The organism is Corynebacterium sp. LK2590, assembly GCF_040946105.1.
Lineage (GTDB): Bacteria > Actinomycetota > Actinomycetes > Mycobacteriales > Mycobacteriaceae > Corynebacterium.
Window position 1 is genome coordinate 55,650 of record NZ_JAYWMH010000003.1, and the last position, 23,703, is coordinate 79,352.

The following is a 23,703-nucleotide window of genomic DNA, read 5'->3' on the forward strand; positions in this document are numbered from 1 at the left end:
ACCCATTTCCATTTGACAACAATTTTCAACAAGTGCAGACTGGGGGACATGCATGTCGCCAAGAACAAACTCGTCCCCGTCGCCCTTCTCGCCGCCGGCGCGCTGACCTTAAGCGCCTGCTCCGGCCCGGGCGCTGACGGCGACGACGCTGGCACCTTGAAGGTGGTCGCCTCCACCTCCATCTGGGCGGATGTGGCCCAGGCGGTCGCGGACAGCTCCCCGGACCTGGACGTCGAGGTCCAGGCCCTGGTCGAGGGCAACGACGTCGATCCGCACCACTTCGAGCCCACCGCCGCGGACCTGGCCCGGGCCAATGAGGCCGACGTGGTCATCGCCAACGGCGGCGGCTACGACGCCTGGATGTACCAGGCCTTAAGCAACCAGGACGACATCATCTCCGCGCTGCCGCTGACCGAGCACGGCGCCCTCGACGAGGAGCCGGACGTCATGACGGTCACCGAGGCCAAGGAGCACCCGGGCGAGGTCACCAACATCGAGGGCAACGAACACGTCTGGTACGACGCCGCCGCCATCGAGAAGGTCGCGCAGGAAACCGCCGACCGCCTCAACGAGCTCTCCGAGACTCAGGCCGCCTCCGCGGACGCGGTGGTCCAGGAGGCCGAGGCCATCCAGGACAAGCTGGCGAATATCGGTTCTTTCCGCTACGCCCAGACCGAGCCCATCGCCGACTACCTGATGAAATACACCCCGGCGACTGACGCCACGCCGGAAGGCTACCGCAAGGCCACCGTCGCCGAGGGCGAGCCCACCGCCGCGGACCTGGCCCGCTTCCTGGGCGAGGTCAACGAGGACAAGGTGGATGTGCTCATTTATAATCCTCAGACGGAAACGGATCTCACCGCCCGCATCAAGAACGCCGCCGAGGACAAGGACCTGCCCATCGTCGAAATCGGTGAGACCCCACCGAAGGACACGAACTTCTTGGACTACTACGAACAGGTGGTGGATGATCTCGCCGCGGCGAGCAAATAAATGGCGCTAGTTAGCTTCACCGACGCCGCGGTTGATCCGCTGTGGTCCGGGCTCAGCCTGGACATCCAGCCCGGCGACTTCATCGCCCTGCTGGGCCCGAACGGCGTGGGCAAATCCACGCTGCTGGGCACCATCCTGGGCACCCGCCAGCTCACCGGCGGGCGCGTCGACGTCAACGCGCGCGTGGGCTTTATCCCGCAGCAGCGCATGTTCCCCGCCGAGCTACCGATGCGCGCGCGGGATCTAGTCTCCCTGGCGCTCGCGCACGGGGTGCTTAGCAACCGCCAGGCCGACCGGGCCCGCGTGGACGATCTGCTCGCCGCCGTGGGCGCCACGGGGATCGCCGACCGCCGGGTCGGCCGCCTGTCCGGCGGCCAGCAGCAGCTGGTGCGCCAGGCCCAAGCCCTGGCCCAGGACCCGCAGCTCATCCTGGCGGACGAGCCGCTGCTCTCCCTCGATCCCGCCCGGCAGCAGGCCACGGTGGCCCGCCTGCAGCGGCTCCAAAAAGAGCGCGATACCGCCATCGTCTTCGTCACGCACAGCATCAACCCGGTGCTCGACGTGGTCGACCACGTGCTCTACCTCGCCCCGCAGGGCCACGTCTTCGGCACCGTGGACGAGGTGATGCGCTCCGAGGTGCTCTCCGAGCTCTACGGGACAAAGGTCAAGGTTGTGGAAATCGACGGAAGGATGCTGGTGGTCTAATGGATTTCTCCCGCTTTGTCGAAGACACCCAGTACCTGCTCTCCGTCGACTTCGTCCAGAATTCGCTGGTGGCCTGCGCCCTGCTGGGCGTCCTGTCGGGCGTGATGACCTCGCTCATCGTGCTGCGCCAGATGTCCTTTTCCGTGCACGCGACCTCCGAGCTCGCCCTGATGGGCGCGGCCGCGGCCCTGCTCTTCGGCCTGAACATCGGCTTCGGCGCGGTCGCCGGCGCCATCGTCGCGGCCATCGTGCTGGCCACGCTCGGCTTCAAGGGCCAGCAGGACAGCGCCATCGGCGTGGTGATGAGCTTCGGCCTGGGCCTATCGGTGCTGTTTATCCACCTCTACCCCGGCAACGCCACCACCGCGATGACGCTGCTGACCGGGCAGATCGTCGGCGTGTCCCAGGCCTCGGTCTGGTGGCTGGCCGGCACCACCGCCCTGGTCGTCGCGGCTGTGACCCTGTTCTGGCGGCCGCTACTCTTTTCCTCCGCGGACCCGGCCATGGCCGCGGCCGCCGGCGTGCCCGTGCGCAGCCTCTCCGTGCTCTTCGCCATCCTGGTGGGCCTGGCCGCCTCCCAGTCGGTCCAGATCGTCGGCTCCCTGCTGGTCATGGCCCTGCTGATCACGCCCGGCGCGGCGGCGGTCCAGATCACCTCCTCGCCCGTGCGCGCCGTGCTCTGGGCCACCGTCTTCGCCGAGATCTCCGCCGTCGGCGGCCTGGTGCTCTCGCTGGCGCCGGGCCTGCCAGTCTCCGTGTTCGTGACCACCATTTCTTTTGTCATTTACCTGTTCTGCCGGGCCATCGGCTGGCGCCGCGGGCGCCACGCCCAGCGCGGCGAGACCGCCACCCAACAGCACTGTTCGGCGCAGGACTAGGGACTAGACTGGCAAGTTATGGGATACACGCTGCACCGGGAAGAACTAGAACACCAATCTAGGACGCGCAAATACCTGCTCATAGAGCCCGACAACCTCCCGGAGCACCCGGACATCGTGCTGTATTTCCACGGTTCCCTGCAGTCCGCCAACGTCTCCCGGCGGTTTACCAACGGCACCTTCGACGAGCTGGCCGAAAAGTACGGCTGCCTGGTGGCCTACCCGGACGGCGTGGACCGCCACTTCAACGACGCGCGCGGCATCCTGCCGGTCACCGCGCGCGAGGAAAACGTCGACGACGTCGGCTTCACCCGCGCGCTTATCGAGCGCCTGCGCCGCGAGTACTCCGCCGGGCGCGTTTTCGCCTGCGGGTACTCCAACGGCGGGCAGATGGTCCTGCGCCTGCTCTTCGACGCCCCCGGGCTGCTCAGCGCCGCCTGCATCTTCGCCTCGACGCTGGACCGCGGCGACAACCACCGCCCCAGCAACCCGGACTCCGCCCTGCAGCCGACCCCGGTCCTGCTGCTGCACGGTACCGAGGACCCGTATGCCCCCTACGCCGGCGGCACGGCCGGGCTGGACGCCCAGCGCACCCGCGGCGAGGTCACCTCGGCCGGCGAGACCGCCGCCCGGCTCGCCGAGCTCAACGGCGCTTCCCCCGCCCCGGCCACCAGCCGGCCCTACCCCGGCGTGCGCGCCGAGACCTGGGGCGGAGATGCCCCCGTGGTGCTGTGGACCATGGAGGGGCTGGGCCACGTGGTGCCGTCAGGCAACGAGGTGGACCCGCGGCTGGGCCCCAACACCCAGGAATTCCTCGCGGCCGAGGTGGCCGCGGAATTCTTCGGCCTAGCCGGCCGCGCGGCGCTGCCGGGCGAACTCGGATAGTACGGCGCCGGCCGCGACGGAGGCGTTCAGAGACTCCACGCCCGGGGCCATCGGGATGGACATGATGACGTCGCAGTTCTCCCGCACCAGGCGGGAGATCCCCTTGCCCTCAGAGCCGATGACGATGACCACCGGGTCGGTGCCGCCGTCGTAGCTGTCCAGGGTGTGCTCCCCGCCGGCGTCCAGGCCGACGACCTGGTAGCCGTTCTTCTGGAACTGCTGGACCGTGCGGGTGATATTGGTGGCGCGCGCCACCGGCAGGCGGGCCGCCGTGCCCGCGGAGGTGCGCCAGGCCACCGCGGTCACGGACGCGGAGCGGCGCTCCGGGATGATGACGCCGTGGCCGCCGAAAGCCGCCACCGAGCGCACCACCGCGCCCAGGTTGCGCGGGTCGGTGATGTTGTCCAGGATGACGAACATGCCGGTATCCCCGGTGTCCTGGACCTGCTGCATAAGGTCCTCGACCTCGGCGTACTTGTAGGGCGGGATCTGCAGGCCGATGCCCTGGTGCATACCGTTGCCGGTCATGCGGTCCATCTCGTGGCGCGGCACCTCGTGGATGGGCACGTTGCGAGTATTGCACATGGCCACCGCCTCGGACAGGCGCTCGTCGTTCTTGGTGCCCTGGGCGATGTAGAGCGCCGTGGCCGGCACGCGGGCGTGCAGGCACTCGATGACCGGGTTGCGGCCCACCACCATCTCCGGGGTTTCCTTGACGTGGCGCCCGGAGTCGCGGCGCTGGCGGGCCAGCTTCGCCTTGTGCTTGGCGTGGTAGACGCGGTCCTCCGCCTTAGGCGTCGGGCCCTTGCCCTCCAGGCCGCGGCGGCGCTGCCCGCCGGAGCCTTTAACCTGGCCCTTCTTGTTGGTCTTGCGGGTACCTGCCCCGCCGCGACCGTGCGTGCGTGCCATTGGTGGTCCTTCCTGAGTATTTAAAAGTCTTAAGACAGCTGCCAGGTGGCGCCGTCGGGAGTGTCGGTGACCGTAATGCCCGCCGCGGCCAGCCGGTCGCGCACCGCGTCCGCGGTGGCAAAGTCCTTGTCCTTGCGGGCCTGGGCGCGCCGTTCCAGTTCGGCCTGGACCAGCTGATCCAAGGCGGCATCGGCAGCCGAAGAGCTGGAGCCGGCTGCCCACTTCTCATCGAGCGGGTCGAAGCCCAGGACCGCGGCCATGGCGCGCACGGACTCCGCTAGCTTCCGGGCGGCCTCCTCGTTGCCGGCGGCCAGCTCCTTGTTGGCCGCGCGGACGGTGGTGTGGATTTCGGCCAGCGCCTTCGGCACGGCGATGTCCTCGTCCATCGCAGCGCCGAAGGCCTCGGTCCACTGGCCCAGCGCCAGGTCCGGGAAACGGTTGACCAGGTCCTCGATACGGCGGTAGCCGGCCGCGGCCTCGGTGAGCGCGGCCTCGGAGTATTCCAGCACCGATCGGTAGTGCGCGGAGCCTAGATAATAGCGCAGTTCCACGGGCCGGACTAATTCCAGCATGTTGTCCACGCTGAGCACGTTGCCCAGGGACTTCGACATCTTCTCGCCCGCCATGGTCACCCAGTGGTTGTGCATCCAGTACCGAGCGAAGCCGTCCCCGGCCGCGTGCGACTGCGCCATTTCGTTCTCGTGGTGCGGGAACTGCAGATCCAGGCCGCCGCAGTGGATGTCGAACTCGGAGCCCAGGTAGTAGGTGGACATCGCCGAGCACTCCAGGTGCCAGCCCGGGCGGCCCTTGCCCCACGGGGTGGGCCAGGCCGGCTCGCCCGGCTTGGCGGCCTTCCACAGCGCGAAGTCCAGCGCGTTGCGCTTGCCGGCGTTATCCGTCTCGCCCTGCTCCATCTCCTCGACGCGGTTGCCGGACAGGCTGCCGTAGTCGGAGCCTTCCGCCTTGGTCCAGGCGTTAACGTCGAAGTAGACCGAGCCATCGGCCGCGTAGGCGAAGCCGTTGTCGATGAGCCGCTGCATGTAGTCGACCATCTGGGTCACGAACCCGGTCGCGCGCGGCTCCACGGACGGCGGCAGCACGCCCAGCATGTTGTAGGCGGCCGTGAACTCGCGCTCGTAGGTGGACACCCACTCCCACCAGGGGCGGCCGTTTTCGGCGGCCTTGGTCAGGATCTTGTCATCAATATCGGTCACGTTGCGCACGAATGCCACGTCCCAGTCCTTGGCCAGAAGCCAGCGACGCAGGATATCGAAGGCAACCCCCGAGCGCAGGTGCCCGATGTGCGGCTTGGCCTGCGGGGTGGCCCCACACAGGTAGACCGACACATGGCCGGGGCGAAGCGGCTCAAAATCGCGGAGGTTACGGGTAGCAGTGTCATAGATACGCAAAGTCACAACAGTGATTCTACCTAACCGTATCTGCCGTCCTAGTTGGGCTTATTCGCCTCCGCGAACTCGTAATATTCCCGGTTGCGCAAACCACTCGCGGCGGCCGCGTCCACCACCACCGTGGCGTGCCGGTGCCACTGCAGGATGGAGGCCGGGCAGGCCGCGCTCAGGGGCCCTTCCACCAGCCCGGCGACCGCGTCCTGCTTGTTTGCACCGGTGGCAATCAGCAGCAGGTGCCCGGCGCGCTGGATGGTGCCCAGCCCCTGCGTGACGACGTGGCGCGGGACCTCGTCCGCGGAGGCAAAGAAGCGGGAATTGTCCGCCACGGTCTGCGGGTGCAGGGTTTTCCAGCGGGTCAGGGAGTTGAGCGAACTGCCCGGCTCGTTGAAGCCGATGTGCCCGTTTTGGCCCACCCCCAGCAGCTGGCAGTCGATGCCGGCGGCCGCCGCGATCTCGTCTTCGTAGCGCTCCGCCGCGGCCGCGTCCGGCACGTGCAGCCGCGCGGGCTCGACCCCGAGCGGATCGATGAGCTCGGTACGCAGCGTCTGGTAGTAGCTCTGCGGGTGGTCGTGGCCCAGCCCGACGTATTCGTCCAGGGCGAAAAACTCTACTTCGCTGGTCTCCAGGCGCCCGGCCCGCGCGCGGGCGATGAGCTCGGCGTAGGTGGCCAGCGGCGTCGATCCCGTGGCCACCCCAATGACCCCGCCGGGGCGGAAATAGCCGGACAAGATATCCGCGGCCGCCGTCGCGACCTCCGCCGCGGTCTTCCGGATGATGACTTCCATGCTGCTTTCCTCCAGTCCTGCCTCAGCGCGGTGCTTTAGCCCTATTATCCCCGCAATCGCTGCCCGCCGGCGAAGACGGTGCGAACGTCCCCGGCGGGGTCGAATTCCACGAATTCCGCGGGGTGGCCCACCTGCAGGCCACGCGCCTGATCCAGGCCCAGCAGGCGGCCGGGGTTAACGGAGGCTGCCCGCGCCGCGGCGGGCGCCCCGTGGCGGGCACTAAATCGCGCGAACTGCTGGGCCAGGGTGCTCGTCCCGCCCGCGATGGCGCCGTCCCCGCCGGCCAGCCGCGCCACCCCACCGGCGACGACGACGTCGAGCGGGCCCAGCCGGTAGGCCCCGTCCGGCATGCCGGCGGCCTCCATCGCGTCAGTGACCAGGACCAGGCCTTCCCCGGCGCAGGCGGCGATGACGTCCACGGTCCCGTCGGCCAGATGCACGCCGTCGCCGATGGCCTCGACGGCCACCTCGCCGCGGGCGGCGGCCGCGAGCAGGGCTCCCACGGCCCCGGGCTGGCGGTGGTGCAGCGGCGGCATGGCGTTGAACAGGTGCGTGGCCGTGACCGTCGCCCCGCGGGCGACCGCGTAGTCGAGGATCTCGGCCGTGGTGGCGAAGTCCGCCGTGGTGTGCCCCAAGGAGACGATGACACCGTACTCGACGCAGGCGTCCACCAGCGCCCGGGCGTGGGGCGTTTCCGGGGCGAAGGTCAGCTGGCGGACCGCACCCGCGCCGCGCTCCAGGATGCGGCGCAGCATGGCCGGGTCGCCGTCCTGGATGCGGTCCGGGGCCTGCGCCCCGCACTTGGCGGTGTGGATGAACGGGCCCTCCAAGTGGATCCCGTCCACCACGCCCTCGGCCACCAGCGGCGCCAGCACGCCGACCTGGCGGGTCAGCTCCTCCTCCGTCCCGGAGACCAAGCTCGCCAGGAGGTGGACGCTGCCCTGCTGACGGTGGAATTCGGCCGCCTGCCGGCATTCGGCGAGCGTTCCCGTGGGGAAGGCCCCGCGCGCCCCGCCGTGGTTGTGGACGTCCACCAAGCCCGGCGCGATAATACCCAGCTTATCGGGGGAAGACTCGAGGCGTTCCACGCTTTCGATAACGCCCTCAGCATCCACGCGCACCTGCGCGGGGTAGGGCTCGGCCTGGCCGTCGGTGAGCCGGGCGGCGACGGTACAACCGGCCATTAGCGGTACTCCACTTCCATGACGTGCTGGCCCACGGCCACGTCCCCGGTGCGGATCAGCGTGGTCTCAGCGACTTTCTTCTTGTTGGTCACGACCACCGGGGTGGTCAGGTCGATACCGCGTTCGCGCAGGGCGGCCGCGTCCACGCGCACCAGCGGGTGGCCCGGCTCCACCGCGTCCCCGCGGCTGACCAGGACCTCGAAGCCCGCCCCGCGCAGGCCCACGGTGTCCAAGCCGATGTGGACCAGCACGTCCAGGCCCTCGGCGCTGCGCACCGCGACCGCGTGCTTGGTCTTGGCCACCATGGTGACCTCGCCGGCTATCGGGGAGGCCACGACCAGCTCGTCCTCGTTGCCCGGCACGATGGCAAACCCCGGGCCCACCTGGCCGCCCGCGAAGGCCGGATCCGCCACCTCCTCCAGCGGGATGGCCTTGCCCTCGGTGGGCGCGGACAGCTCCGTCATGCCCGCCTTCTCCGGGGACGCGGTCGCGACAGCCGGAGCGGGAGCCGAAACCGCCACCGGGTGCTCCATCTGGCGCCGCACCTCGTCGTGGACGAACTGCACGTTGGGCCCGATGATGACCTGCACGCCCTTGGCCGAAGGCCGGTATACCCCGGCCACGCCCGCGGATTTGAGCGTCTGCTCCTCCACCCGCTGCGGGTCGTGCACGGTGGTGCGCAGGCGCGTGGTGCAGTATTCCATCGTGTTGAGGTTTTCCGCCCCGCCGAGGCCGGCCAGGATCCGGGCGGCCTGCGCGGCCAGCTGGTCGTCGCCTTCCGCGCTGTCACCACCGTCTTCCGGCGCGTCTTCCTCGTCGTCGCCGCGGCCCGGGGTCTTCAGGTTGAATTTGCCGATGAGGAAGTAGAAGAGGCCAAAGTAGATAAAGAAGTAGGCCACGCCCATCACCAGCAGCATCCACCACTGGTTGGCCAGCGGGTTCTGCGAGGACAGCAGCATGTCGAAGAAGCCGGCGGAGAAGCCGAAGCCCGCCGTCCAGTCGAAGAAGGAGGCGATCGCCATGGAAATGCCCATCAGGATCGCGTGCACCACGAACAGCAGGGGTGCTGCGAACATGAAGGAGAACTCGATGGGCTCGGTGACACCGGTGAGGAAGGAGGCCAGCGCGCCGGCCAGCATCAGAGAGCCGACCACCTTGCGGCGCGACGGCTTGGCGCGCAGCGTCATCGCCAGCGCCGCGCCCGGCAGGCCGAACATCATCACGGGGAAAAAGCCCGCCTGGTACTGGCCGATAACGCCGATGACCTCGCAGTTGGCGCCGTCCCAGACGCCCGGGCAGGAGGCGGCATCGCTAGCCGCCTGGGCGGCGACCAGGGTGTCCGCACCGCCCAGGAACTTGCCGATGTCGTTAATTCCGACCACGTCGAACCAGAAGATGGCGTTCAGCGCGTGGTGCAGGCCGGTCGGGATGAGCAGGCGGTTGGACACGCCGTAGACGCCGGCGCCGATGGCGCCCATGCCCTGGATCCACTGGCCGAAGTTGAAAAACGCGGTGTAGAGCACCGGCCAGAGGAAGTAAAAGGCCCCGGCCAGCGCGATGGAAAACAGGGAGGTCAGGATGGGCACCAGGCGCCGTCCGGAGAAGAACGCCAGCGCATCCGGCAGCTTGGTGGCGTGGAAGCGGTTATAGGTCCAGGCGGCGAGCACGCCGACGAAAATGCCCAGCAGCACGTTCGCCGGGCCGACCGCGTCCCAGCCCTGGGCCGCCCAGTCGAGGGCCTGCTGGCCTTCCAGGGCGGCAGGATCCTCGATGCCGCGGTAGTTGGCCACGGCCTCCGGTCCGACCAGCTTGGTCACGGTGAAGAAACCGAGGAAGCCCGACAGCGCGGCCGCGCCGTTGGAGTCCTTGGCCAGCCCGAAGGAAATGGCGATGGCGAAGAGCACGCCGAGGTTATCCAGCACCGCCCCGCCGGCCTGCTGAAAGACGGAGGCCAAGAAGCTTAAGCGTTCACCTCCCCGGGCGTCGAGGAAATAGCCGATGCCCGTCATCAGCGCCGCGACCGGCAGCACCGCCACCGCGCCCATCAGCGCCTTTCCGAGCTTTTGCAGCGGTCCCATGACCTTGTCCATGGCGCTTTTACTCCTTAGCTTTGTGACAACCGGGCAGGTTTAGCCCCGGTCGGAATACACCAGGGCGGTGGCAATGGCCGCGCGGCCTTCCTTGCGGCCGGTAAAGCCCAGGTGATCGGTGGTGGTAGCGGAAACGCTCACGGGAGCGCCCAGGATCTCGGTGAGGGTGCGCTCGGCCTCCTCGCGCCGCGGGCCCATCTTCGGGGTCTGCCCGATAAGCTGCGCGGACGCGTTGCCAATCCGGTAGCCGTGCGCGGCCAAGAATTCCCGGCACTCGGTGAGCAGGCGGGCCCCGGATACGTTGTCGTATTCGGCCCGGCCCACGCCCACAAACGAGCCCAGGTCCCCCAACCCCGCGGCCGACAGGAGGGCGTCGACCAAGGCGTGGGAGACCACGTCCCCGTCGGAGTGGCCCTCGCAGCCGTCGTCGGCGGCGAAAAGCAGGCCGGCGATCCAGCAGGGCTTGCCGGCTTCGATCTGGTGGGCGTCGCTAGCGATGCCCACCTTGGGCAGGATCGGTTCGTTCATTAGGCACCTCAAATACTGTGGGTTCAGCCTCAGATACTACGGCCTGAGCCAACCGCAGATCTATAGGGGTAGTGATTTTAAATGCCATGGCATCACCTGTCACAGTCACGACCGGGCAGCCGAACCATTCCATGAGGCTGGCGTCGTCGGTGGCGACGAAGTCGCGAGAATCGGTGGCGAAATAAGCCTCGTTGGCCTGGCGCAGGGTGGCCAGGTCGAAGCCCTGCGGGGTCTGGACCGCGCGCAGCAGGCTGCGGTCCGGGGTGGAGAGCACCCGGGAAGTATCCGCGGCCGCCACCTCTTTAATGGTGTCGGCGACCGGCAGGACCGGGATGACCGCCGGCGCCCCGTCGAGCACCTTGCGCACGACCCGGCTAATCATCCCCGGGGGCGTTAACGCGCGGGCGGCGTCGTGGACCAGCACCACCGCGTCCTCGTGCTCGATGGCCTGCAGCCCGGCCCAGACCGAGTCGGCGCGCTCGCCGCCGCCGGCGACAAAGCGCAGCGGGATCTCTTTAGCCTGGCTAGCCAGGGCGCGCTCGGCGTGGGCGCGCATGACCGGGTTGATGAGAACGACGACCTCGTCCACCACGGCGGAATTAATTATCGCCTGGACGGAGCGTTCCAGCAGGCTGCGGCCGGCCAGCTCGACGTAGGCCTTCGGCAGCTCGGCGCCCAGCCGCGTGCCGCTGCCGGCGGCGGCGACGAGCGCGATAACCCGGCGAGTCACTAGTCTTCGTCGTCGAAGGACAGGTCGCCCAGGTCGACGTCGTCCGTGTCGACGTCGGTGGTCACCGAATTGTCCTCGATCAGGCCGGCGGCGCGGTGGCGCTCGATGGTGGCGTTGATTTCGTCCATCATCTTGTCCGCCTTGGCGTCATCGACCGGCTTGGCCAGGGCCAGCTCGCCGACGAGGATCTGGCGGGCCTTGACCAGCATGCGCTTCTCGCCCGCGGACAGGCCGCGGTCCTGATCGCGGCGCCAGAGGTCGCGCACGACCTCGGCGACCTTGTTGATATCACCGGAGGCCAGGCGCTCCTGGTTGGCCTTGTAGCGGCGAGACCAGTTGCCGGCCTCTTCCACGTCCTCCTCGCGCAGGACGGAGAAGACCTTTTCCAGGCCTTCCTTGCCCACCACGTCGCGCACGCCGACCTTCTTGGCGTTCTTGGAGGGCACGCGGACAACCAGGTCGGACTGGTTGATGTGGAGCACCAGGTACTCCAGCTCTTCGCCGCCCATCACGCGCTGCTCGATGTCTTCGATCACCGCGGCGCCGTGGTGCGGGTAAACAACCACCTCTCCGACCTTGAACTCCATTGCCACTCCTTGCTCGATTGTTAAAGAGGTACCCCTAAAGCCTGCCTGGCAGGCACATAGGACAAATATTCTACCACGCGCCACCTCCCCCGGCGCCGGCCGGCCACATCCCCCAAAAGTACACCCCCAATTGCCCTCCCTAGAGCGGGGGCTAGGTCACGTTGAGGTCGAAAACTGTGTACTTGGTTGGAAAAAATACTAGGCTTGATGATCGACAAATCCCTGTGATCTTTAGTTGATGGAGGACAACCCAAAGTGAAGTCCCTGAAGTCTGCCGCCCGTCGCGGTGTCATCGTTTCGGTTACCGCTGCGTCCGCGCTGGCGCTGGCTTCCTGCTCCGCCGGCCATGTCACCCAGACCGCCGACCAGGTCGCTGCCGTTGACGGCTCCGAAGCTTCCACCGAAGATGGCCTGATTGCGGTGCGCGACGTGACCATCCTGGTCGAGCCGGACAACCAGCACGCCTCCCTGAAGTTCACCGCCGTGAATCAGGGCTACGAGGACCAGGCAGCCGAGCTGGAATCCATCACCGTGGACGGCCAGGAAGTCCAGCTGCAGCCGGCTTCCGTCGAGCCGATCAACCGCGATCAGCGCCTGGTGGGCGACTCCCAGGAGAACCTGGACAACATGCCGCAGGCTGAGTCGGACGACATCCAGTACGTCGCCACCACCATGCAGGATGACGACTTCGGCTACGCCGGCCACCGCACCGTGGTCTTCCAGTTCTCCAACGGCGACATCGAGGTCAACGCCACCGTCGCCGCCTCCCAGAAGGAAGCCGGCAAGTACAACCGCGACGTCGAGTCCACCGAGGGCTACACCACCGAGGAGCCCTCCGGCCACTAAGCGCTAAAACTCCTCATCTCCCCTGGCTACGGCCGGGGGTTTTGTTGTCTCTGCGGGAATGTCCGGGGTGTGTTTTAAGCTAGGGTCATGGCAAAGAAGCAGCGTCCCATCCACACCTGTACCGAGTGCAACTACGTCTCCCCGAAGTGGCTGGGGCGCTGCCCGGAGTGCGGGTCGTGGGGCACGTTCCAGGAATCCACGCCGGCCAGCCCGACGGCCGCGACCGCCAGCAAGCCCCAAGGGCTCACCCCGTCCAGCCCGGCGCAGCCGATGACCAAGATCGCCGCCTCGGCCACCCGCACGCGGAAGACCGGCATCTCGGAGCTGGACCGGGTGCTCGGCACGGGCATCGTCCCGGGTTCCGTGGTGCTCATGGCGGGCGAGCCCGGCGTGGGCAAATCCACGCTGCTGTTGGAGGTCGCCTCCCGGTGGACTCAGCAGGACCGCACCGCGTTATATGTCACCGCGGAGGAGTCGGCGGGCCAGGTCCGCGCCCGCGCCGAGCGCACCGGCGCGCTGCAGGACACCCTGTACCTGGCGGCCGAGTCCAACCTGGACGTCGTCTTCGGGCACGTGCAGCAGACCCAGCCCTCGCTCATCATCGTCGACTCGGTCCAGACCATGCAGGCGCCCGGCGTGGAGGGCGTGGCCGGCGGCGTGGCTCAGTCCCGGGCCGTGACCGCGGCGCTGACCACGCTGGCCAAGTCGACGGGGATCCCCATCCTGGTGGTCGGCCACGTCACCAAGGACGGCAACGTGGCCGGGCCTAGGGTGCTCGAGCACCTCGTCGACGTGGTCTTGAACTTCGAGGGCGACAAGCAGTCCAGCCTGCGCATGCTGCGCGGCATGAAGAACCGTTTCGGCGCCACGGATGAGGTCGGCTGCTTCGAGCAGACCGCCACCGGCATCCGCGAGGTCGCCGACCCGTCCGGCCTCTTCCTCTCCCACCGCGGGACCACCCCGGACGGCTCCGCGGTGACCGTGGCCATGGACGGCGTGCGCCCCATCCTGGCCGAGGTCCAGGCCTTGACCGTGGACCCGGTGGCCAAGAACCCGCGCCGCGTGGTCACCGGCCTGGACACCAACCGGGTGCCGATGGTGCTGGCGGTTCTGCAGGCCCGGGCCGGGCAGCGCACCAATGACAAGGACGCCTACGTCGCCACGGTCGGCGGCGTGCGTATTTCGGAGACCGCCACGGATCTGGCAGTCGCGCTGGCCACGTGGTCCTCCCTGCACGAGCAGCCGCTGCCGCCGCGCACCGTCGTTATCGGCGAGGTCGGCCTGGCGGGCGAGCTGCGCCCAGTGCCCAACCTGGCGCGCCGGCTGAGTGAGGCCGCCCGGCTGGGCTATGAAAGCGCCATCGTCCCGGCCACGAAGAACTTGGAGACCAACCTGCAGGTGCGCCAGGCGCAGACGCTACGGGAGGCGATCGAGCTGGTCAGCCCCTAGGACAGGTTGAAGGTGTGGGCCGCCGACGGGTTGTCGCCGATGACGGCGTGGAGGTAGTAGCCGCCCGGCTCCACGGCGGAGCGGTTGTTGCACTGCTCCGGGGCGGAGGTCTGCCGCGACCAGGTCGCCTGGAAGTGGCGCTTCTTGCCAGACTCGAAGGTCTGCTCGCCTTCCTGCACCGACGGGTAGCAGTCTGTGTCCGCCCACATCCGCTGGTTGGTGCCCAGGTTGTAGACCTCGAAGCGCAGCTCCTGGTCGTCGAGGTTGATCTTGCAGTCGGCCTTGGTGGGGTTTTCCACCGTCATGTAGAAGGTGGGCAGCTCTCCCTCACCGTAGGTGGCCTTGTCGCTGCTGGCGGTGATCTCCAGATCGGAGAGCTGACAGGTGTCCTTAGCGTCGGCCGCGACCGGCTCCGAGCTCGCTTCCGCGTCCTCGCTCTCGCGGGCAGATTCCGACTCGGTCTCAGACTCGGTTGCCGTTTGAGATTCCGACTCGGTTTCTGATTCCACCGCGGTCGTTTCGGTCTCCGCTGCCGGGGTTGACTCCGAGGTGGTCTCGGCGGCCGGCTCGGTCGCCTCGTCGTTGCTGGAACCGCCGACCATGCTTAGGACCCAGACCAGCAGAACGACGACCACGACGATGATGACCAACGCCGCGACGCGGCGGCGCTGGTAGATCTCGTTGGGCAGGGGGCGCTTCTGCTGGGGTTTACGGTTAGTCACGGCTTATAGTTTATTGCCTTAGCAGCGGCGACGGCTGGCACCTTCAGGGGTGTGTCTTCGATTGGCCGGCGGTTTCGCAGCTCAGTCCAGCCCGTGGGTCACCAGGGTCTCGACGGTGGAGTCCTCCAACAGGTAGCGGGCGCCGACGACGCCGACGGTCCCCTCCTCGACCTTGTGCTGCAGGACCGAGAGGCTAGCCACGAGCTGATCGACGGTCTCGCGCACGTGCTGGCGTTCGTAGTCGTCGGTGCTCGAGCTGCCGGCGCGCTTGGACTTCAGCGTCGACAGCGCGACTTTCTCGATGATCGCGCGCTGGAAGCCGGCGGGTAGCTCGGCGTGCTGGTCCACCACCGCGGCGGTGGCGGCGACCGCGCCGCAGGACTGGTGGCCCAAGATAACCACCAGGTTGCAGTTCAGGTTCTCCAGGGCGTATTCCAGCGAGCCCTTCACCGCGGTATCCAGGATGTGCCCGGCGGTGCGGATGACGAAAGCATCCCCCAGGCCCAGGTCGAAGAGGATCTCCACGGGGGCGCGGGAATCCGAGCAGGACAGGACCACCACGCGGGGATCCTGCCCGCCGCGCAGGCCGGCCCGCCGCTCCTCGTCGTTGTGCGGGTGCAGCGGAGAGTTGTCGCGGAAGCGCGCGTTACCGGCTTGGAGGGTCTCCCAGACTTCCCGGGGGCTTTGCTTTTTATCTTTCAGTGGCATGGCTCAAATTATAGTCCTGCGCACCGCTCCTATTAGACTCCTGCACAGATATGGATACTGGTGCTTTGCTCGAATGGTTCGCCCACGCCCGCCGGCCCCTGCCCTGGCGGGAGCCGTCGACCACCGCGTGGGGCGTCCTAGTCAGCGAGGTCATGAGCCAGCAGACCCCGGTGGCCCGCGTCGCGCCCGTCTGGCAGGAGTGGATGCGCCGCTGGCCCACCCCCACCGATTTCGCTGCCGCCAGCCGGGACGAGGTCCTGCGCGCCTGGGGCAAGCTAGGCTACCCCCGCCGCGCCCTGCGCCTGTGGGAATGCGCCCAGGTGGTCCGCGACGAGCACGGCGGCGAGGTCCCCGACGGTGTCGATGATCTGCTCAGCCTGCCGGGCATCGGCGACTACACCGCCCGCGCCGTGGCCTGCTTCCACTACGGCCACAACGTCCCGGTGGTCGACACCAACGTGAGGCGCGTGGTCGAGCGGGCCGAGAACGGCAATTTCTTAGCCCCCAACCCTTCCAAGAAGGAGCTCGCCCAGGTCGCCGAGCTCCTGCCGGAGGACGATGGCCCCACCGTCTCCGTGGCCCTGATGGAGCTGGGCGCGCTAGTCTGCCGCGCCAAGTCCCCAGACTGCCCCGCCTGCCCGTTGAAGGAGTCCTGCGCCTGGCAGGCCGCCGGCTGCCCCAGCCCGAGCGCCGAGGAGCTGACCAAGGCCAAGAAGCGGGTCCAGAAATTTGCCGGCACCGACCGGCAGGTGCGCGGCAAGATCATGGACGTGCTGCGCGCTGCCGATGCCCCTGTCCCCCAGGCCGACATCGACGTCGTCTGGCCGGACGCCCCGCAGCGCTCCCGGGCACTGGCCTCGCTTCTGGCCGACGGCCTCGCCGAACAGGACGAGCAGGGCCTTTTCCACCTGCCGCGCTAGGTCCGGATGGAAAAATCGATGAGCCGGGTCAGCGCCCAGTCCGGGTCCGTGAACAGCCGGGCCAGGACCAGGCCGGCACCAATGGAGGCGACCACCATCATGCTGGTGGCCAGGTTAGCCAGGGCCTGTTCCATCTGCCCCTCGTTGAGGTAGTAGACTGCCCGGAACATGGTCACCCCGGGGATCATGATGACCGCGGCCGGCACCGTCGTGGTAATCCGCGGCAGCCGCGCCTTCCGGGAGGCCAGCGCGCCCAGCAGGCCGATGACCAGCCCGCCGCAAAACGCCGCGAAATACCCGGTGGTGCCCAGGTGCAGCAGCAGAAGGCGCGCCGCGTTCGCCACGGTGCCCACCATCGCGGCCACCAGGATCATCCGGCGGGAGGAATTAAACAGGAAGGCGAAACCGGCGATGCCGAAGAAGCTGGCCAGGACCGCCATGGTGTACCAGGTGGCATCGGTAGCCGGCACCGGCGGGGCCGGGTTCAAGTCAGTCAGCCAGCTGACCATGGCCACGGTGAAGGTGGCGGCGAAAATGACGGTGAAGGCATAAGCCAGGCGCACCATGCCGGCATCAAAGTCGAAGCGCGCGATATCAATCAGGGCGGAGAACAACGGGAAACCCGGGATCAAAAAGAGCACCGCCGCCACGTAGCCGGAGGAAAAATCCCCTGGGTCGGCCAGCCCGAGCGCCCCGACGAGCTCGGTCACGAGGAAGAAGACCAGGCTGGCCGTCGCCCCGCCGGCCACGATGCCGCCGATCTGGTGGACGTGGTTGCTCAGCACGAAATGGCGCACGAATTGCCCGCTAAAAGCGGCCAAGGCGACGATGCCCACCGCCGCCAGCGGAAAGAAATTCAGCAGCGCGAAGGCCGCGCACGCCACGGCCGCCGCAGCCGAGAGCACCCAGCCGTTCCAGCGCTTGCGCACGTTGTGCTCGATCCGGTCGAGCTTTTCCGCCAGCTCCTCGGCGGTTATCCCGAAGTGCAGGTGGTGCCGCGTCAGATCCTCTAGCGCCTCAATGCGGGAGGCGTCCACCGCCGGCGAATGCTGCCGGGAAATGACCGTGCGGAAAAGCTCGCCGCGGTGGAAGGTACAGGTAATCTGCGTGAGCCCGACCGTCGCGTCCAGCCGGTCGAAGCCCAGGGCCCGCGCCGCGCGTTTCATCCCGCGCAGGACACGGTAGCCCGACGTGCCCGCCCCCATGAGCAACATTCCCAGGCGCAAGACCACGTCGGCCTCTACGCCCATGCGGCGGTGCTTTTCGTATGGCGGCGGGGTCACTTTAGCGCCAGCGTCCCCGCCAGTTGAGCCCGCCGGGCAGGTTCACCCAGAACCCGCCGCGGGAGTTGAAGGTCACCGGACCAATCTTGGTCGAGGCCGAGGCCCCGCGGCCGGAAAAGTTAATCCAGCTGTTCTTGCCGGTCTTCTTGCGTGAGCGGTATTGCAATCCCATGCCAGTGATTCTAACTCACGCTTAGTGCCCGGTTTACAGGCACTAAAAAAGCAACCTCCCGCAGGAGGCTGCTTTATCACGTCAGCGACGTCTTACATCGGCTGGCCGGCTCCGGCCGGGCCGTCCTCATCGCCTTGGTTCTCAGGCGTTTCCGGCAGGGTATCAGCCGTGATTTCCTCCGGCTCGCCGGTTTCCTCGTTCTCGCGGACCTCGTCCTCGTCCAGCTCCTGTTCGAAGGTGCCTTCCGGCAGCGGCTTCGGGCGCGGGCTGAAGGTGAAGGTGGCCTGCGAGTTGTCCTTGGACTCGCCGTCCCAGTTCTCCACGTCGACGCTGATGATTTCACCCGCGCCGATCTCGCCGAAGAGGATCTTCTCCGAGAGCTGGTCCTCGATCTCGCGCTGGATGGTGCGGCGCAGCGGGCGCGCACCCAGCACCGGATCAAAACCGCGCTTGGCCAGCAGGCGCTTGGCCTTCTCGCTGAGCTCGATGTCCATGTCACGCTCCTGCAGGGACTTGGACACGCGGCCGATGAGCAGGTCGACCATTTCCATGATCTGCTCTTCGTTGAGTTGGTGGAAGACCACGACCTCGTCGATACGGTTCAGGAACTCCGGGCGGAAGTGCTTCTTCAGCTCGTCGTTAACCTTGGCCTTCATCCGCTCGTACTGCGCGTCCTGATCCGAGGCGGCGTCGGCGGTAAAGCCCAGGCCCACGGCCTTGGAGATGTCCTGGGTGCCCAGGTTCGAGGTAAAGATCAGCACGGTGTTCTTGAAGTCCACCACGCGGCCCTGGCCGTCGGTCAGGCGGCCGTCCTCAAGGACCTGCAGCAAGGTGTTGTAAATCTCCTTGTGGGCCTTTTCGATCTCGTCGAAGAGCACCACGCTGAACGGCTTGCGGCGGACCTTCTCCGTGAGCTGGCCGCCCTCCTCGTAGCCGACGTATCCCGGAGGGGCACCGAACAGGCGGGAGGCGGTGAAGCGGTCGTGGAACTCACTCATGTCGATCTGGATGAGGTCATCATCCGAGCCGAAGAGGAAGTTAGCCAGCGACTTCGACAGCTCCGTCTTACCCACGCCGGACGGGCCGGCGAAGATGAAGGAACCGGAAGGACGGCGCGGATCCTTCAGGCCCGCCCGCGTACGGCGGATGGCGCGGGAGACGGCCTTGACGGCCTCGTCCTGGCCGATGATCCGCTTGTGCAGCTCATCTTCCATGTGCAGCAGTCGCGAGGACTCCTTCTCCGTGAGCTTGAGGACCGGGATGCCGGTCCAGTGCGCCAGCACCTCGGCGATCTGATCCTCGCCGACCTCGGCGATGTCCTCGAGCTCACCATTGCGCCACTGCTTTTCCTTCTCGGCGCGCTCCTCGCCCAGCTGGCGCTCCTTGTCGCGCAGGCCGGCGGCCTGCTCGAAGTCCTGGGCGTCGATGGCCGCTTCCTTCTCCTGGCGGACCTCGGCGATCCGGTCGTCGACCTCGCGGACAGAGTCCGGGGCGGTCATGCGCTTGATGCGCATGCGGGCGCCGGCCTCGTCCAGCAGGTCCACGGCCTTATCCGGCAGGAAGCGGTCGTTGATGTAGCGATCCGACAGGGAGGCAGCCGCCTTCAGGGCGTCGTCGGTGTAGGACACACGGTGGTGCGCCTCGTACTTGTCGCGCAGGCCCTTGAGGATCTTGATGGTGTCCTCCAGCGAGGGCTCTTCCACCTTCACCGGCTGGAAGCGGCGCTCCAGCGCGGCGTCCTTCTCGATGTGCTTGCGGTATTCCTCCAGCGTGGTCGCGCCGATGGTCTGCAGCTCGCCTCGGGCCAGCTTCGGCTTGAGCAGGGAGGCGGCATCGATAGCACCCTCGGCGGCACCGGCACCAACCAGGGTGTGGATCTCATCGATGAACAGGATGATGTCGCCGCGCTGGTTAATCTCCTTGAGCACCTTCTTCAGGCGCTCCTCGAAGTCGCCGCGGTAGCGGGAACCAGCGATCAGCGAACCCAGGTCCAGGGAGTAGACCTGCTTGTCCTTCAGGGTCTCCGGGACCTTGCCGTTAACGATGTCCAGGGCCAGGCCCTCGACGACGGCGGTCTTACCGACGCCGGGCTCACCGATGAGCACCGGGTTGTTCTTGGTGCGGCGCGAGAGCACCTGCATGATGCGCTCGACCTCGGACTCGCGGCCGACGACCGGGTCCAGCTTGCCGTCCTTGGCGGCCTGGGTCAGGTTGCGGCCGAACTGGTCCAGCACCAGGGAATTAGAGCGTTCCCCAGAGTTGCCCTGGGAACCGCGCCCGCCGGCACCGGCGCCCACGGGGCCGCCGCCCTTGTTGCTGTTGTCGTTTTCCTGGTTGTTGCCCTCGTAACCGGACAGCAACTGAATAACCTGCTGACGCACGCGCGGCAGATCCGCGCCCAGCTTGGTCAGCACCTGCGCGGCGACGCCGTCGCCTTCGCGAATAAGGCCCAGCAGCAGGAACTCCGTGCCGATGTACTTGTGGCCCATCTGCAGGCCCTCACGCAGGGACAGCTCCAGGACCTTCTTCGCGCGCGGGGTAAACGGGATGTGCCCAGTGTGCGGCTGGGTTCCCTGGCCGATGATCTCCTCGACCTCGCGGCGCACGTCCTCCAGGGAAATCCCCATGGACTCCAGCGCCTTGGCGGCTACGCCTTCACCCTCGTGGATAAGGCCCAAAAGGATGTGCTCGGTGCCGATATAGTTGTGGTTGAGCATGCGTGCCTCTTCCTGCGCCAAGACAATGACGCGGCGGGCACGGTCAGTAAACCTTTCGAACATCTGCTATCTACCCCTTGTGGTTTTTCCTAAATTCTCTATCCACTCTAACGCGCTTTCCCCAGCCTCCATTCTCACTTTCTGCGCCAAGGTAGTAAATCAGCCGCTTTTAGCAGGTCATGAACCTGTACGCCGGTAGCGAACAGGCGAATTTAGCGGGGTGAATTACCCCGCACTAGGCTTTAGGGAAAAGTCCAATTATGAAAGGCTTCGTGAACATTTCCCACCGCTCGGCGCTCCGGCACTACCACGCCGCCGCGGGCCAATCCGCGGGTCGCATTATCAATTACTATTCCACCAGTTTCTCGTGGAGTACCCGGCTTTTCCCCGCTGCGATCCGGCGCGATATCCAGGCCCTGTACGCGGTGGTACGCATTGCGGACGAGATCGTCGACGGCGCGGCCGCGGAGGCCAAGACCGCCGACATCCGCGCCCTGCTGGACGGCTACGAGGAGCAGGTCGTCCACGCTGCCGATGCCGCCTTCCACACCGATCCGGTCCTCCACGCGTGGGCGAACGCGCAGCGCCGCTGCCAGTTCTCCGAAGACCACATCCGCGCGTTCTTCGCCTCCATGCGCAGGGACTTGGACCCCTCCCCGCATGACGCGGCGAGCCTCCAGCGCTACATCCACGGCTCGGCGGAGGTCATCGGCCTGATGTGCCTGGATATCTTCCTGGTCGGGCGCCACCCCGCCGAAGAAGACCGGGCCACCATGGCAGACGGGGCAAAGGCCCTCGGGGCGGCCTTCCAGAAGGTCAACTTCCTCCGAGACCTCGCCGAGGACACCGACTGCCTGGGGCGGGGTTACCTCCCGGAGCTGGATGCCTCCACCAAGCGCCGGTGGTGCGCGGAGATCCGCGACGAGCTCGCCCGCGCGCGCCGCGCCGCCCACCTCCTGCCGCCCGGCGCACGTAGGGGAGTCCTCGCCGCGACGGGCCTGTTTACGGACCTAAACGAGCGCATCGACAGCGCCAGCGTCGACGAGCTGTACGCGCGCCGGATCCGGGTGCCCGCGCCCCGTAAGGCCCAGATCCTGGCCGGCAGCCTCTGGAGGAATGCATGAGTACCTGCGTTGTTATCGGCGCGGGCGTGGCCGGCCTGGCCACCGCCTGCCTCCTGCAGGACGAAGGCTACGAGGTCACCGTGGTCGATCGCCTCGCCGAGCCGGGCGGCCGAGCGGGAAGATTCACCGACTCCGGTTTCCAGTGGGACACCGGTCCGTCCTGGTACCTGATGCCCGAGGTCTTCGAGCGTTTCTTCGGCCGGCTGGGGCACCGCACCAGTGATTTCTTCGAGCTCACCGAACTGAGCCCCGCCTACCGGATTTTCAACGAAGCCGGCCACGCCGCGGACATCGACGGCACCGTGGTCGAATTTTTCGACCAACGCACGCCCGGGCAGGGCGCTCGCCTAGGCGACTACCTCGCCACCGCCAGCGATACCTACCGGCTGGCGCTCAAGCACTTCCTCTACACCACCTTCAGCCACCCCTCGCAGCTCCTGCACCCCGATATCCTGCGACGCCTGCCGCGCCTGGCGAAGCTCCTGGGCCAGTCCCTACAAAGCTACGTCGGCTCGCGTTTTAGCGATCCCCTGCTGCGCCAGGTCCTGACCTACCCGGCGGTCTTCCTGTCGACGGAGCCGGCCGCCGCCCCAGCGCTGTATTCCCTGATGAGCCACGCGGATCTCACCCAGGGCGTGCGCTACCCGCAGGGCGGCTTCGCCGCGGTCATCGACGCGCTTTTGGACCTCGCCACCGACCTGGGCGTGCACTTCCAGTGGGAGACCGAGGCCACCGCGATCGTCACGCACGGCAAGCAGGCGACCGAAGTGACCACCAACCGCGGCACGCTGCCGGCGGACCTAGTGGTCTCCGCTGCGGATCTCCACCACACGGAGACCCGCCTGGTGCCCGCCCACCAGCGGACCTTCTCCGATAAGTTCTTCGACCGTCGCGATCCGGGGCTGTCCGCGGTGCTGGTGTTGACTGGTGTGCGCGGTCCGCTGCCCGAACTTGCCCACCACAATTTATTATTCAGCCGCGACTGGGACCCCGATTTCGACGCTGTCTTCCGAAAAGGTGGCGCCTCGAATTCCATCTACGTTTGCAAGACCTCGGCTAGCGATACCTCCGTGGCCCCGGAAGGGTGCGAGAACCTCTTCATCCTGGTGCCCGCTGCCGCCGATGCCGCCCTCGGCCAGGGCAGCGCCTACGGGGAGGAATCGGCGACGGTCGCCGGCATCGCTAGCCGGGCGCTCGACCAGCTGGCCGAGTGGGCAAACGTCCCGGATCTGCGCGACCGCGTCTTCGTCCAGCACACCATCGGCCCCGCCGACTTTGCCGACCGCTACCATTCGCTGTCCGGCGGGGCCATCGGGCCCGCGCACACCTTGTTCCAGTCCGCGTTCTTCCGCGGGCGTATCCAATCGAAAAAGATTGACAACCTGTTTTATGCCGGGGCCACGACCGTTCCCGGAGTGGGGGTACCAATGTGCCTCATTTCTGCCGAAAATGTACTGACAGCCGTGAAGGAATTTAAACTAAAGGTGTAGGCCCTATCTCTCTCTCGAAGAGGAAACCTCACCATGCCACGGTTCAACTTCAATATTCAGCAGATCATCTCCGCTGTACTGTCCCTGCTCACCATTCTGGGGATCATCATCGGCGGCATCTCCTCCGGCAGCTCGATTCCTGCCGCGCCGCCGGCCGCAACGTCCTCGGCCAGCCAGCAGGCCGTCCTCGACGCGACCAACGACTTCCGCGCCCAGAACGGCCTCGCCCCGGTCAAGGCCAACGCCGCGCTCAACGACTTGGCCCAGGACTGGGCCGAGACCATCGCTCGCACCGGCGAGTTCAAGCACCGAGCCAACTACTGGGAGCACTACCCGGCGAATATGCGCCCGGGTGGCGAAAATATCGCCCAGGGCAACCGCGGTGACTCCGGCCGCGTCTTCGTCAACCGCTGGGCCAACTCCCCCCGGGCACCGCAAGAACATGTTGGATCCGGAAGCTAAGTCCCTCGGCGTGGGCGTAGCCCAGGCTGCCGACGGCAGGCTCTACGTCGTCCAGAACTTCGGCCACGACTAGAACCTAAAAAGCAGACCAGAGAGCGGATTCACTCTCTGGTCTGCTTTTTCTTGC

Annotated in this window: 24 protein-coding genes; 11 read left to right on the forward strand and 13 right to left on the reverse strand. The window is 67.2% G+C overall.

The features are described from left to right. Positions 1-48: 48 nt before the first annotated feature. Genes VVR85_RS04990 through VVR85_RS05005 form a run of 4 tightly spaced genes read left to right on the forward strand, consistent with a single transcriptional unit; the run spans position 49 to position 3,461 of the window. Complete coding sequence (locus VVR85_RS04990) at positions 49-993, forward strand: metal ABC transporter solute-binding protein, Zn/Mn family (RefSeq protein ID WP_368519851.1); 945 nt, start codon at positions 49-51, stop codon at positions 991-993. After that, entirely contained in the window at positions 994-1,698 is a 705-nt protein-coding gene (locus VVR85_RS04995; RefSeq protein WP_368519852.1) for a metal ABC transporter ATP-binding protein, read from the forward strand. Continuing rightward, entirely contained in the window at positions 1,698-2,576 is an 879-nt protein-coding gene (locus VVR85_RS05000) for a metal ABC transporter permease (protein ID WP_368519853.1), read from the forward strand. Before VVR85_RS04995 ends, VVR85_RS05000 begins: the two co-directional genes overlap by 1 nt. An 18-nt stretch (positions 2,577-2,594) precedes the next feature. After that, positions 2,595-3,461, forward strand: a complete 867-nt coding sequence (locus tag VVR85_RS05005; protein WP_368519854.1) for a PHB depolymerase family esterase — start codon at positions 2,595-2,597, stop codon at positions 3,459-3,461. Here VVR85_RS05005 and rlmB read toward each other — a convergent pair. Genes rlmB through VVR85_RS05045 form a run of 8 tightly spaced genes read right to left on the reverse strand, consistent with a single transcriptional unit; the run spans position 3,423 to position 11,683 of the window. Beyond that, entirely contained in the window at positions 3,423-4,370 is a 948-nt protein-coding gene (gene rlmB / locus VVR85_RS05010; protein ID WP_368519855.1) for a 23S rRNA (guanosine(2251)-2'-O)-methyltransferase RlmB, read from the reverse strand. The two genes, VVR85_RS05005 and rlmB, sit on opposite strands and share 39 nt — an antisense overlap. A gap of 29 nt (positions 4,371-4,399) precedes the next feature. After that, the gene (cysS, locus tag VVR85_RS05015) at positions 4,400-5,785 is read right to left on the reverse strand and encodes a cysteine--tRNA ligase (RefSeq protein ID WP_368519856.1); all 1,386 of its coding nucleotides are present in this window, start codon (positions 5,783-5,785) and stop codon (positions 4,400-4,402) included. 32 nt (positions 5,786-5,817) lie between these two features. Continuing rightward, complete coding sequence (locus VVR85_RS05020) at positions 5,818-6,564, reverse strand: glucosamine-6-phosphate deaminase (protein WP_368519857.1); 747 nt, start codon at positions 6,562-6,564, stop codon at positions 5,818-5,820. 44 nt (positions 6,565-6,608) lie between these two features. Beyond that, on the reverse strand, positions 6,609-7,748 hold the full coding sequence (locus VVR85_RS05025; protein ID WP_368519858.1) for an N-acetylglucosamine-6-phosphate deacetylase: 1,140 nt from the start codon (positions 7,746-7,748) through the stop codon (positions 6,609-6,611). Beyond that, complete coding sequence (gene nagE, locus VVR85_RS05030) at positions 7,748-9,838, reverse strand: N-acetylglucosamine-specific PTS transporter subunit IIBC (protein ID WP_368519859.1); 2,091 nt, start codon at positions 9,836-9,838, stop codon at positions 7,748-7,750. Before nagE ends, VVR85_RS05025 begins: the two co-directional genes overlap by 1 nt. 39 nt (positions 9,839-9,877) lie before the next feature. After that, positions 9,878-10,366 (reverse strand): 2-C-methyl-D-erythritol 2,4-cyclodiphosphate synthase, encoded by a 489-nt coding sequence (gene ispF, locus VVR85_RS05035; protein ID WP_368519860.1) that lies wholly within the window; start codon positions 10,364-10,366, stop codon positions 9,878-9,880. Then, positions 10,329-11,096: a 2-C-methyl-D-erythritol 4-phosphate cytidylyltransferase gene (ispD, locus tag VVR85_RS05040; RefSeq protein ID WP_368519861.1), complete on the reverse strand. Its 768-nt coding sequence runs from the start codon at positions 11,094-11,096 to the stop codon at positions 10,329-10,331. Before ispD ends, ispF begins: the two co-directional genes overlap by 38 nt. Then, complete coding sequence (locus VVR85_RS05045) at positions 11,096-11,683, reverse strand: CarD family transcriptional regulator (protein WP_368519862.1); 588 nt, start codon at positions 11,681-11,683, stop codon at positions 11,096-11,098. The genes ispD and VVR85_RS05045 overlap by 1 nt, the downstream gene beginning before the upstream one ends. Before the next feature lie 255 nt (positions 11,684-11,938). Between VVR85_RS05045 and VVR85_RS05050 the strand changes: the two genes are divergently transcribed. Further along, positions 11,939-12,529, forward strand: coding sequence for a hypothetical protein (locus VVR85_RS05050; protein ID WP_368519863.1), 591 nt, complete (start codon positions 11,939-11,941; stop codon positions 12,527-12,529). A gap of 87 nt (positions 12,530-12,616) precedes the next feature. Continuing rightward, entirely contained in the window at positions 12,617-13,978 is a 1,362-nt protein-coding gene (radA, locus tag VVR85_RS05055) for a DNA repair protein RadA (RefSeq protein WP_368519864.1), read from the forward strand. Here the strand turns inward: radA and VVR85_RS05060 are convergent. Both VVR85_RS05060 and VVR85_RS05065 read right to left on the reverse strand, forming a co-directional pair. Further along, on the reverse strand, positions 13,975-14,700 hold the full coding sequence (locus VVR85_RS05060) for a hypothetical protein (protein WP_368519865.1): 726 nt from the start codon (positions 14,698-14,700) through the stop codon (positions 13,975-13,977). The genes radA and VVR85_RS05060 overlap by 4 nt on opposite strands. An 81-nt stretch (positions 14,701-14,781) precedes the next feature. Beyond that, positions 14,782-15,408, reverse strand: a complete 627-nt coding sequence (locus VVR85_RS05065) for a carbonic anhydrase (protein ID WP_368519866.1) — start codon at positions 15,406-15,408, stop codon at positions 14,782-14,784. A 50-nt stretch (positions 15,409-15,458) separates the two neighbouring features. Here VVR85_RS05065 and VVR85_RS05070 point away from each other — a divergent pair, with 50 nt between their 5' ends. Continuing rightward, entirely contained in the window at positions 15,459-16,328 is an 870-nt protein-coding gene (locus VVR85_RS05070) for an A/G-specific adenine glycosylase (RefSeq protein WP_368519867.1), read from the forward strand. Here VVR85_RS05070 and VVR85_RS05075 read toward each other — a convergent pair. The 3 genes from VVR85_RS05075 to VVR85_RS05085 form a co-directional block, all read right to left on the reverse strand. Then, positions 16,325-17,578: a threonine/serine exporter ThrE family protein gene (locus VVR85_RS05075; protein ID WP_368520040.1), complete on the reverse strand. Its 1,254-nt coding sequence runs from the start codon at positions 17,576-17,578 to the stop codon at positions 16,325-16,327. The two genes, VVR85_RS05070 and VVR85_RS05075, sit on opposite strands and share 4 nt — an antisense overlap. 34 nt (positions 17,579-17,612) lie before the next feature. Beyond that, positions 17,613-17,783 carry a DUF4236 domain-containing protein gene (locus tag VVR85_RS05080; RefSeq protein ID WP_141759328.1) on the reverse strand — a complete coding sequence of 57 codons (171 nt, stop codon included), beginning with the start codon at positions 17,781-17,783 and terminating at the stop codon, positions 17,613-17,615. Positions 17,784-17,875: 92 nt separating this feature from the next. Further along, a complete protein-coding gene (locus VVR85_RS05085) occupies positions 17,876-20,563 on the reverse strand; it encodes an ATP-dependent Clp protease ATP-binding subunit (protein ID WP_368519868.1) in 2,688 nt (895 codons plus the stop codon). A gap of 215 nt (positions 20,564-20,778) precedes the next feature. Here VVR85_RS05085 and VVR85_RS05090 point away from each other — a divergent pair, with 215 nt between their 5' ends. The 4 genes from VVR85_RS05090 to VVR85_RS05105 are packed head-to-tail and all read left to right on the forward strand — an operon-like array spanning position 20,779 to position 23,649. Then, positions 20,779-21,624, forward strand: a complete 846-nt coding sequence (locus tag VVR85_RS05090) for a phytoene/squalene synthase family protein (protein WP_368520041.1) — start codon at positions 20,779-20,781, stop codon at positions 21,622-21,624. Further along, entirely contained in the window at positions 21,621-23,114 is a 1,494-nt protein-coding gene (gene crtI / locus VVR85_RS05095) for a phytoene desaturase family protein (RefSeq protein WP_368519869.1), read from the forward strand. Before VVR85_RS05090 ends, crtI begins: the two co-directional genes overlap by 4 nt. A gap of 33 nt (positions 23,115-23,147) precedes the next feature. Further along, a complete protein-coding gene (locus VVR85_RS05100) occupies positions 23,148-23,576 on the forward strand; it encodes a CAP domain-containing protein (RefSeq protein ID WP_368519870.1) in 429 nt (142 codons plus the stop codon). Further along, the gene (locus VVR85_RS05105) at positions 23,557-23,649 is read left to right on the forward strand and encodes a hypothetical protein (protein ID WP_368519871.1); all 93 of its coding nucleotides are present in this window, start codon (positions 23,557-23,559) and stop codon (positions 23,647-23,649) included. Before VVR85_RS05100 ends, VVR85_RS05105 begins: the two co-directional genes overlap by 20 nt. Positions 23,650-23,703: the final 54 nt, after the last annotated feature.